The organism is Streptococcus sp. 1559 (assembly GCF_013276735.1).
Classification (GTDB): Bacteria; Bacillota; Bacilli; order Lactobacillales; family Streptococcaceae; genus Streptococcus; species Streptococcus pseudopneumoniae.
In genome coordinates this window covers 1-7247 of record NZ_VMLO01000072.1, presented here as the reverse complement: position 1 = coordinate 7247, position 7247 = coordinate 1, and the positions used below count along the sequence as shown (strand labels likewise).

General features: G+C 28.0%; 8 protein-coding genes. All 8 read right to left on the bottom strand.

The window, feature by feature from the left end; translation table 11 throughout:
- Positions 1-70: 70 nt before the first annotated feature.
- The 8 genes from HT688_RS08885 to HT688_RS12055 all read right to left on the bottom strand — a co-directional run bounded on the left by HT688_RS08885 (position 71) and on the right by HT688_RS12055 (position 7021).
- Positions 71-472 carry a hypothetical protein gene (locus HT688_RS08885; protein WP_138703004.1) on the bottom strand — a complete coding sequence of 134 codons (402 nt, stop codon included), beginning with the start codon at positions 470-472 and terminating at the stop codon, positions 71-73.
- Between the two features lie 406 nt (positions 473-878).
- Positions 879-2480: an ABC transporter transmembrane domain-containing protein gene (locus HT688_RS08880; RefSeq protein WP_050208504.1), complete on the bottom strand. Its 1602-nt coding sequence runs from the start codon at positions 2478-2480 to the stop codon at positions 879-881.
- On the bottom strand, positions 2467-3753 hold the full coding sequence (locus HT688_RS08875; RefSeq protein WP_050208506.1) for a hypothetical protein: 1287 nt from the start codon (positions 3751-3753) through the stop codon (positions 2467-2469). The genes HT688_RS08880 and HT688_RS08875 overlap by 14 nt, the downstream gene beginning before the upstream one ends.
- Positions 3746-4885 carry an arginase family protein gene (locus HT688_RS08870; RefSeq protein ID WP_172923705.1) on the bottom strand — a complete coding sequence of 380 codons (1140 nt, stop codon included), beginning with the start codon at positions 4883-4885 and terminating at the stop codon, positions 3746-3748. The genes HT688_RS08875 and HT688_RS08870 overlap by 8 nt, the downstream gene beginning before the upstream one ends.
- Positions 4886-5030: 145 nt before the next feature.
- A complete protein-coding gene (locus HT688_RS08865; protein WP_153299952.1) occupies positions 5031-5195 on the bottom strand; it encodes a hypothetical protein in 165 nt (54 codons plus the stop codon).
- A 5-nt stretch (positions 5196-5200) separates the two neighbouring features.
- Entirely contained in the window at positions 5201-6358 is a 1158-nt protein-coding gene (locus HT688_RS08860; RefSeq protein ID WP_050208510.1) for a hypothetical protein, read from the bottom strand.
- A gap of 2 nt (positions 6359-6360) precedes the next feature.
- A complete protein-coding gene (locus HT688_RS08855; protein ID WP_049493769.1) occupies positions 6361-6780 on the bottom strand; it encodes a GNAT family N-acetyltransferase in 420 nt (139 codons plus the stop codon).
- Positions 6781-6850: 70 nt separating this feature from the next.
- Positions 6851-7021 (bottom strand): PhrA family quorum-sensing system peptide, encoded by a 171-nt coding sequence (locus HT688_RS12055; protein WP_033684368.1) that lies wholly within the window; start codon positions 7019-7021, stop codon positions 6851-6853.
- Positions 7022-7247 lie beyond the last annotated feature (226 nt).

The following is a 7247-nucleotide window of genomic DNA, read 5'->3' as shown; positions in this document are numbered from 1 at the left end:
TGTTATGACGCGCTTACGAAGTTATCACATGAAAAAGAAGAAATAAAAAAAGAGCCTTGTGGCTCAAAGTTCATTTTTTGTATTGATTATATATAGCAGAATCTTTCAAAATATAGTATTTAGTATCCCCATCTTTCATAACAATTATTTTTGATGATGTATTGATCTCACCTATATTTACATCATCCATATTTCTCACTGTAATGCTAACATTATCGTAACGATAACGTTTATTACCCACAATTATTTCCTGATTTTGAAAAGAAAGTTTATCATTTTCATTTACTTGTTTAATAGTTCGATCACTATTCAATATTAAAGCATAGTAATCTCCTCTGTAACTGGTTTTCATATTATTATCTATTTGAATACTAACGACAATAAATAAACCTAGCAAAATAATAGGGAGAATCCAGATAGAATGGTCAACTTTATTCAAAATTCTATACCCAGCATATTTAGTTTCCTGCATAATAGTGTTAAAAGATTCAGAGTTTTCTAGAATAAAATAATTAGAATCAATCCTCAAACTATCTTTTGAAACAACAATATTTTTTCTAAGGCCCTTTTTCGACTCAATTCCATCTTCCGTAATATGGTAAACATCACTCTTATTTTTTCCATAGTTTTTAATAATTGATTTACCATGTACATAATAGTAACGATTCCTATCTATGCTCCATTTTTTTGAAAAAATTTATAGCTTGCTTGGAAATATCTACCATTTACAATTGAACTATCTACCTCCTTAACACCCAATAAAAATCTTGATATGAATCTGAATATAGTTTCTTTATACTCAGTGTAAATCATAATTGAAAATAAAATAAATATAAATTTTACAAAAGTACTAAATAAAGAGAAAATTGAAAAATAACTTATATCCCTACATCCTCAAAAAAAGCAACCTCCTTAATTCTTCCATTTTCAATTAATATGCATTGATCTTGGCTATCAATTCTGCTCATATCATGTGTAGCTAATAAAATCAATTTTTCCTTGGATAACTCTCTAATAATTTTATGTAACTGCTCAGAATTCTCATTGTCTAAAGCTGAATCAAATTCATCTAAGAGAAGAATGTCAGGATTTGCTAGTATTGCACGTGCGAAGGAAATACGTTGTTTTTCGCCACCAGAGAGCGTTTGATCTAATGAGTCAGGATTCTTTAGATTATCCTTTCTGAGTAAATATTGTATTTTTAATTGTTTAACAACTTCTAAAAATTCAATCTCCTCTATCACTTTTCCTAAAACAATATTGTTATAAATAGAATCTTTAAAAATTACAGGAGTTTGTGGTAAATAGAGTATATTTGAATTAGAAGTACTTACACTAACAGTGCCTGTAATTTCAGGAATTAAACCGTCCATAGCTTTTAAAAGGGACGTTTTGCCTGAGCCACTTTCTCCAACTATGAATATCAAACCTGTTTTAGGGAAATTATACGATATTGATTTTAAAATTTTGATATTTCCAATTTTAAAACTAACATTATTTAGAGCGATTGAATAATCTTTAGAATTTACATAATTAACTTGAGAGTATCTCATATTATTGGAATCAAAAATTCTATCATACGAAACTCTAAATTCTCTACTCATATACATAACCTCTGTTAAGCTATTAAAGTTTTTTGTCAATATAGCAGAGTATGAGTTAAAAGCTATAAATTGCCCTATTGTTATTTTTTGGTTATGAATTAATACAATGCCAATAATCAAAATTGCTAAATATACTAAATAATTCGATATTTCTAATACTGTATTTTTTACAACGAAATAATAAGAAATGCGGAATTTTAATTTATTGACGTTAGTTACAAATTTGTTAATTTTTTGTTCTAAATATTCAGTAGCATTTAGGCTTTTTACAACAGGTATACCTGTTTTTAAATATGTGAACTCTTCATTCAATTCATCTATAGAATTTTTGTGAATAGTATTCATACTCTCAATTCTCTGTCCTAACAAATTATTGATACAATATAAAAACGGAAGAGATACAATTATAATTACAGTGAGACTGTAATGTATTCTAAGACAAAAATAAATTACTAAAATTGCCGATACCGAATTAAATATTATGATATCAATAACCTGTACTGCAATCTTGGATACTTCAGCAATGTCACCCAAGACTATCTCATTTATTTTTGAATATAAATTGGACTTCTCTCCTAAGAAACGTTGTATAAAACTACGAGAGCAACCTAATTCTATTTCAAAATTAGTTTTGGTCATTATTATAGCTTGATAATAATCCAGAAAACTCGATAATAGAATTGTTATTGTGTAGAATACAAGCTTTATTGCAACGGTATTGATATCACTCCTCAGAATATCATCGATCGATTTTCCCATAAAAAACGGTCTGGTCACTTCTAGTATATCTAATGCGAGCGTTAAGAATTCAATCAAAAGTATTTTTTTTATTGTAGTAAACTTTAAAATATTTATTATTTTTTTAATCAGTATCATCTAGCCTCAATAGTTCGATCTGTCCATATCTCTTAAATTCTTGTTTTATTTTTGAATCAGAATTTAATCGATTGATTAAAGATGCAAATTCAATTTGACTGTTTTCATCAAATGCACCAATTGACAACTTTATAAACGCTTCTCCCTTCACTCTATCAGTAATTATGAGTTCATATCGAGTATGGTTAAACCCAAAACTGGAACCCATTATAACATCCACCTCTTCTTCTTCAACTATTATTTTTAATAAAGAACAGTATAACAGATAGTCATCAATAGTGTAACTTTCATTTTTCATAATGATAAAAGGTGACTCACCTTTATTCTTTTCAGGATAAATAAATTTAAAATTTGATTTTTCTTTACTTAAAATATCATAAAATTTACGTGCGTTTTTGTATATTCTAGTACGATAAACATCAACTAGGTCATGATTTAACATCAGTTCATTTGATAAAAGTGCTATTTCATAAAGATTAAGATTTGAACCACTGATATTTCTTACCTTCTTTAAATAAACTGCTAAGTCATCAACTATTTCACATATACTATAATGTGAATAGATTGTAACCGCTCCAACATTTGAAAGTTCTAAACCCAATTGATAAAATTTTATAAGCGATTCAACTTCAATTAAAATCACATTAGTTGGAAAAATTTTTCCAAACGCATTTTCTACTTCATTCTTATCTTTATATAAAGTAGTATCTACAATAATAAATGTTATCTGATTGTCAGAAAAGCTTATTTCTCTGCTCTGAATAAGTTCAATTAAACTACAATAGCATAAATTATTGTAATCGATACTTTCGATAAATATAACATCAAATTCAACATCAGTATTACTATCCAAAGTTGATATAGAATTCATTAAGATGCTATTTATCATTCCAGTTTCAAAATAGGATGATTGAGTTAGAATATTTAATTTTTCTTTCCGTAAAATTCTTTTCAAAGAAATAATCACATTATAAATTGCTGAAATACCAGAATTAAAAAATATTGTTTTATGATAAAAGTCACTATCGATACTCAAATCAAATCTTCTCTCTAATACACGGTGAGAGATATTTCTCTCATAGGAAAAACTAATCGTTTCCCCATCAAGAGTATATGTTTTTCCAGTTATAGGAGATTTCAATTCTGATAAGAAACAACTAGCATTCTCTATAATTCTTTTTCTTACAATCTCCAATTGTGACTGAAAGTAACCACTCACAACTTGCTCACTACCTTTCAAAATTTCTAATATTTTGTCTGTTTCACTAATCATTTTGATTTCTCCTTATCTGTTGAACAACACATTCAAAAATCAATGAACAAATTGTTAATATCTCTTCCTTTTTATCGGGAATAAATTCAACGACATCCATTCCAACAATTTCAAACTCTTGTATTAATCTAATAAGAAGTTCCCTAATTTGATCCAGTGAGAATCCAAATGGTACTGGTGTTCCAACACCTCCTATCAATAATGGATCTATAACATCAACATCGAAAGTAATATAATACTTTAAGTTCTTATCCAGCTGAAATGTTTCAAAAATTGATTTTCTTGGATAAATTTTTACTTTGTCATTACTTATCAGATAAGGAGTTAGGGAACGAATACCAATACAATATATTTTCTTAACTGCATCGTTATTAGCAAACCCACCCAGATAATTTCCATGATGCATCTCATGAGACCAATTATTTAAATTAAATTCAAAATAATCATCGTGTGCATCAATATGGATAACCCCGATTTCACCTTTTAAGCTTGCTCCATTTATTGTAGAAAAGCTAATAGAATGATCTCCACCTAATACAATTGGGAAATTTGATGTACATACTAAGGAAAATATTATATTTGTTAAAAAAGAAAACTCCGGACCATTTCTATCGAATATTATTCCCTTAATATCTCCAATATCATATATAAAATCACTAATATCTGATATCTCCTCATTGTAGGAAAGTAGAGAATATTCTCTATCATATATTATTCTACTGATTTCTCGTAATCCTTTACTAGCAAATTTACAACCAGCTCTATTGGTAACTGACTGATCATATGGAAAGCCCAGAAAAACTATTTTCTCTTTATACCCCATCGTTAAAAAACTTGCTAACTCTATAAATTTCACATTAAACATTGTATTTTGAAATTTATCTATTTTATATTTATATGATATTAAAACAGATTCATCGCAAAGTTTCTTGAATACCTTCTTACCTTCTTCCTTCTCGCAACCTATTTTCAGACAAAAATCCTCATAAGTAAATTCAATTTTATGTAAATCTCTGATAAATTCTATAAACTCCACTGTACACTCTGTAATTTTATTATTAGGAATATTAAAAATATAGCCAGTCTTATCACTATTAAAAAAAGCAAAACTAGGATTAACAATCCATTTCATAAAACTCTCCCACTAATAATATAAATATAATAAATAATATTAGAATAAAAACTCCTATTTATACTTTCTAATGTAAAATAGGAGTTTTTGCATAAAACATATACACATATACACAATTGTTTAACTAGTAATATGTATTGGTATATCAAATATATCTTGGTCTACTTCCTCCCAAGAGTTTTAAATCTAAACCAAAGGGATTTTTAATATTATGATTCCCTTTGTTATCTGCTTCAGATTTGATATCAAAAGTGTTTTTTGATTTCTTTGTTAAAGCAGACAATTCTTTGTTTAAAGCCTCAAGTTTCATTGTTTTCACCTCCTTTTATTTCTATAAATATATTCTATAGGAAGTCTAATACCATTAAACCTCCTAGAATTTGTAAAACTATAACCTCCAGAAGCATAGACAACTAGCAAATCTCCAACTGAAATTGAGGGAAAACTATGTAATTTTATCTTACCATCAAAAACTCCAAAATAATCACCTTCAAAAAGAGTACACCCAGCAATTTTTACTTTTTCTTCTATACCATCACTACTGGACTCCGAACCTATGCTCACGTTCTCAACCTTATAAATATTCCACGGCAAAAAATTCCAAGCTGATGAATCTACTGTTACAATTGTACTGTTTCCTAAAATTTGCTTTGATATAACTTTAGTAACTAAATAACCAAATGGAAGAGTAATAGCACCACCAGGTTCAATAATAATATTTATTCTCCGTTGATTTTCCTCATAGAAAGTTGATAGCAGTTCATCTATTCGATTAAGAGCTGCTATTGTTCGCTCACTATCTTCTAAGAGATGTAACAGACCTCCACCTAAATTAATTGTATCAATAGTATCAAAGAATTTACAAATTTCTAACAAATATTGAACTTTATAAATGAACAATTCTGGGGTCATTTGACCAGTATGAGTATGTAATCTCTTTATGACTAAACCATTATCTGATATATAATCAATAATTTCTTGATTCAATTCTATTCCAAATCTACTTTCCTCTCCGTAAGTTCCTAAATTTCTGTCACCCCACTTTGGGAAACTAACTCTAATACGAAGACCTATTTCCTGTGAAATACCGATTGAAACAAACTGTTTAATCTGGTCTAAAGAGTTAAAATCGATTAGAATGTTTTTGTTCGAAAAGTATATCATATCTTCTTTAGAATAGTATGGAGCAGTAGTAGTTACGAACTGAAAAGAATAGTCTTTTATCAAATCATATTCATAACGACTTGCCACATCACATCCCATTCCTAAAGAACTGAACTTGTTAAGAAAAAAATCACTATAAGAAGCTTTTACAGCATAACTTAATTTTAGAAAATCATATTTGGAAAAAATGTTTTTGACTTTATGTAACGTATAATCCAATTGTTCTTCATCATATACTAACAGTGGTGTCTTAAGATTATTCTCATTAACTAGATTAGTAAAATCAATACTAGAATTTTTATAAAACATTTTTATTTCTCTATTCTTTTACTTAAAAAGTATTCTTTATGTCCATCTGGAGAGTCATTAAGAATTCCAAAAACTTCAAAACCTTGACTTAAGTAGAAATCTAAACCTTGAAAGTCAAAGGTGCTTAAATGAACAATACTACATCCGTAATTTTTGGCACTTTCTAAAACATTATTTAACAATGCAGTTGCTATCCCTTGACGTCTATAAGTGTTTTTAACCCAAAGTGTATCAATATATAATATTTTCCAAATAACCGAATAAGCTACGATGCCACCTACTATCTCTTGATTATTCTCAACAATAAAAGCAATCTGTTTATAGTCCTCATCCTGACATGAAGGTAAGCATTTCTTATTGTGTTCCAATAGCATTTCTTCTATGTAGTCAATATTTTCATTATTTGCATCAGTAATCTTCATTTTTGCCCCTACAATTTTTAATGAATAATAAAAGCGAATATACTAGAGACTAATTCTATTCCATTATTCTTTAATCTGCCTTTCCAACATCAAGTCCATTCGATTTTTTTTGTGATTGTACTCGAACTTCCAATTGTCTATTCTTCTGAACAAACTGTTGATAGGGAATTGTATTACCAAATGCAAGAACACTTAGTAATACAAATATAACTATTTTTTTAATTCCACGATTTCTCCTCATCTTATATTATGAAACCCCTTTCTTTTTCTTAATTCTAACACACATATGAAAATCAGTCAAGTTTTTTATGTTTTTTTTGACTTTTTTTTTTTTTTATTACCGTAAAGAATTATTTATTCCTTTAACTTGCTATTTTGAACTAAAAATTTTATAATGAAATTAAGCAAATAGGAAGGTTTATTATTTTTAATGAATACACTCGCAGAGAAATTCAGATTGAAAAGAA

Bases quoted from the DNA above. Each gene is read 5' to 3' on its own strand.
- HT688_RS08885 (WP_138703004.1), bottom strand. From the start codon at position 472: ATGCAGGAAACTAAATATGCTGGGTATAGAATTTTGAATAAAGTTGAC.
- HT688_RS08880 (WP_050208504.1), bottom strand. From the start codon at position 2,480: ATGATACTGATTAAAAAAATAATAAATATTTTAAAGTTTACTACAATA.
- HT688_RS08875 (WP_050208506.1), bottom strand. From the start codon at position 3,753: ATGATTAGTGAAACAGACAAAATATTAGAAATTTTGAAAGGTAGTGAG.
- HT688_RS08870 (WP_172923705.1), bottom strand. From the start codon at position 4,885: ATGAAATGGATTGTTAATCCTAGTTTTGCTTTTTTTAATAGTGATAAG.
- HT688_RS08865 (WP_153299952.1), bottom strand. From the start codon at position 5,195: ATGAAACTTGAGGCTTTAAACAAAGAATTGTCTGCTTTAACAAAGAAA.
- HT688_RS08860 (WP_050208510.1), bottom strand. From the start codon at position 6,358: ATGTTTTATAAAAATTCTAGTATTGATTTTACTAATCTAGTTAATGAG.
- HT688_RS08855 (WP_049493769.1), bottom strand. From the start codon at position 6,780: ATGAAGATTACTGATGCAAATAATGAAAATATTGACTACATAGAAGAA.
- HT688_RS12055 (WP_033684368.1), bottom strand. From the start codon at position 7,021: ATGAGGAGAAATCGTGGAATTAAAAAAATAGTTATATTTGTATTACTA.